This window comes from Vibrio sp. (assembly GCF_984391705.1).
Genome location: NZ_CFHWOM010000119.1, coordinates 1 through 3,434, shown reverse-complemented (window position 1 = coordinate 3,434; position 3,434 = coordinate 1). Strand labels below are relative to the sequence as shown.

The following is a 3,434-nucleotide window of genomic DNA, read 5'->3' as shown; positions in this document are numbered from 1 at the left end:
CAGCGATAAATTTAATGTTGTGGTGTGGCATCTTCAAAACTTACCTTAAAATTATAATGAGCCCACAATATCGTGGCTAAGCTGGTGATTATATCGCAATCCAACCTAATTGATCCCATCTAATACGATTAAATAGCTGACAAAAAAATCAGTAAAATATGCACAAAGTGAGACTCATCATTCACTTATTGTCTCACTTATCAATACGCCATCCCTTTGTGATACCGCTCCCATAAATACACCATTAGCAGTGCTATTTTTGAACAATATTGCAACGAGTTGTTTACCCACATATTGCTTATTTATGGATTCATTGGTTGTTGATTAATGTCTTTTAGTTTCGAAATCTTCATTAAAGCCCTGATCACAACAAGTTTGATATTGGCTGTATTCATTGTCGACCCTCTTGGGATTAGGAACTCAGCCGAAGATCACTACGAAGACCATATTTTGAGGTTGTGGTCCCCCTTCTTTAGCGAAACCGTTTCTGATGAGATTGTTGTGGTATTGATCGACGACCAATATATCGATTCCACCAATACTTACCCCGTCAGCTACCGAAATCTCGCTCGCCTACTTAAGACAATTGCGCGCTTTGAACCACAGTCTATGTTCTACGATATTCTTCAACATCATGAGCACTCAGATAACCTTAACCGGTGGCTGCGGACTCTCGATAGTCAGAAGTTCCCCATTTTCATGGCCAGCAATACTCACTATGACACTGAACAAAGACTAAATGACCCCGAATCTCTGAGACATAAAATCGCGAATGTCTCTCAGCTTGCTGCCGTGTCTTGGAGTGGCGAAGGACGTTACTACCCTCTCTCCGTTCCTTGGAACAACAAAAAAATGAACACGGTTGCCGCTGCCATGTACAAAGATTGGTGTAATCGCGACACTCTGTGTGATGCATCATCTATCGGCAATATGGATGATGCTGTCATTGTTCAATGGAGCAACAAGCACGCCAGTAATCAAGAGTCGTTTTTTCCACTTGGGTTCGAATGTGGTGAGCACTCTAGCCAATGGCAGCAATTAAAAGAACTGCTTGTCGTTAGCCTTACTCAAGGCATACAAGACGAGAATGATGTCGATACCACGTTAAGAAAACGCTGCCCTCCTTTTCTCACTATCGCCGCCTCAAAACTTAGCGCACCTGGCGCTGCCGGCTCTCCCGAACTTAAACGAGCCATTCAGGGAAAAATGGTCCTAGTTGGCTACCATGTGACAGGAGGCGTTGATCTAGTCGTGTCACCGGTACATGGCACACTACCTGGCGTCTATTTTCATGCTATGGCACTCGACAACTTAGTGACGCTCGGGAATGAGTATTGGCGATCTCCTGACGATGCAGGGTTATTCAACCTTAGCATTGCAGACATGATAGAGATCTCAGTACAAACCATTGTTCTATTTCTGGTGATTTGGTTTCGATTTAACTTCCTAGAGCAACAGGAAAATCAAAATTTTGATGAAAAACAGAAGCTGTGGGGCGCTTTCGTCCCGATGCTGATAATCATCGCCGTTATCGCCGTTTCAATCGCCATATCTCACTTTGTTCTCAACGTTGGCGCACCTAATTGGTATGGGTTAGTTCTGATTATTTTTATCGATCTACCCATCTTTTTCTTCTTCATATTCGAAGCTTGCAAACCAAAACTCCAGTCCTACAAGGAAAAAGTTTATCTATTCGCAAGAACCACAAAACATAAACTAAGAAAAACACAATAAACACATAACATTCAGTAAATAAGGAACATTTATGAGACCGTTATCAACGTTAGTTTTAGGCTTATCACTTAGCTTTCCCGCTGCTTCCGTCCTGGCACAAGACCACGTAAAGATCATTGAATTTTTGGTCGACAACGTTTGGGTGTGCGACAAAAACAATGAATGTGCTGACGTCCCTTCAAAAACATTACCTGACCCAAGCAAGAATGCGCTTATTGTTGAAAACTATGACCGCGCGGAACAGATGGTAATGGTTAAAATTGATGGCCAAGAGAAATGGTTTGATCAAATTGAAGTTCAACTAAACAAAACAGCGGTAGCAAGCGTGGTGTGTAGTAGTCAAACTATTAGCGCCAAAAGCGACAGCGGCACGTACGCTACCCTTGGTCTAGGTGAGGGCTGCAACTAATGAAAAAACTATTTTGGCTAGCTGCGCCACTACTAATGTCTGGGTGTGCCGTCGACAGTATTAACAATCTGGTTGGAAGCAAATACGAGTCTTTTGATGGTAAATACATCGACCAACATCTTGGTGAGACAAACGCGCCTAAAACGAATAATACGGCAAGCACTGAGTTTGCGAATGCGATTAATACTCGTGCGGCAGCGGATAAAGACCTCATCGCTAACCCGTATGTGAACAAATACCTTGAAGGTATCTTGGCTAAAATCCTCAAACAGTGGAACCAACCCGTAGACAAGGACATCTCGATACTGGTTTCATCTGATCGTAATTACTCAGCGTACGCGACTCCTAACACTATCGTCATCACTCAAGGTGTTTTGGCCGATGCTGAATCTGAAGATGAAATCGCATTCATTATCGCTCATGAGCTATCCCACATACTGCTCAAGCACAATGAGACCAATGAGTACTTTGCTAAGCAAAGCGCCCTTGTCAGTAAAACCGCAAATATAGCGATGAGTACTGCAGTTATTACAGACATGAAAACAGAGAAGACAGCCAATGGCTATAGAGTAACGAGCCAAAACAAAAGCTCGACTAAGAGCCTAATTCAAGATTCTTACCGAACTGGCTTAACCATTAACCGCTTAAGTCGAGACGTTATAAGCTCTTCGATGAGCCGAAATGATGAGGATGAAGCGGATTTGCTAGGAATGGACCTGTTAGTTAAAGCCGGTTACAGCCCGAGGGCATTCTCTCCCGTTCTAGAGCGATTAGACAGCAGTCAAAAATTCACAGAAGCTCAATTGAAAGCGAAAAAACAAGAATTCCAGAGCTTTGTGAGTCTTGCGAGTGATGCAGGCAAACACTTATCAAGCGACAACAAGTGGAGCAACCTTGGTTATTTGGCAGCCAACGAAGCGGGCACTCAACTTTTACAGAGCTTTTCTGCACGCCATGCTTCACCAATCGAACGTAAAAAAGATCTGGCATCTTACGTAAAACGTGAGTACCGCAAAGAACGTAAGAGGCACCTTACTTCAGAACAGTTTGAAAAAGTGGTGAAAGCGGGTAAAGGAAAACAAATTCAAGAAAACTACTGGCATGCATCAGAAGCCTTTAAAGCTCTTGAATTTGGTGATGTAAAAACCGCCGAAAAGCTTGCGAGAAAAGCTGTCTCGGGGCCAACAAAAAACCATGCGTATCCGAGATTAGCGTTTTATGGCGTACGTAAGGCACAAAACCTAGATGCAAAAGCACTACAAAATCTAGCTCTCATCAAAAACTGGGATTA

General features: G+C 43.0%; 3 protein-coding genes. All 3 read left to right on the top strand.

Features of this window, described 5'->3' with window-relative positions; translation table 11 throughout:
- Positions 1-327: 327 nt before the first annotated feature.
- Positions 328-1,734, top strand: a complete 1,407-nt coding sequence (locus tag AC4MRV_RS21665; RefSeq protein ID WP_491189346.1) for a CHASE2 domain-containing protein — start codon at positions 328-330, stop codon at positions 1,732-1,734.
- A gap of 31 nt (positions 1,735-1,765) precedes the next feature.
- Entirely contained in the window at positions 1,766-2,143 is a 378-nt protein-coding gene (locus tag AC4MRV_RS21660; RefSeq protein ID WP_150869901.1) for a hypothetical protein, read from the top strand.
- Positions 2,143-3,434: M48 family metallopeptidase (locus tag AC4MRV_RS21655; protein ID WP_491189345.1), on the top strand; the 1,292-nt coding region annotated here is incomplete at its 3' end. The genes AC4MRV_RS21660 and AC4MRV_RS21655, both read left to right, overlap by 1 nt.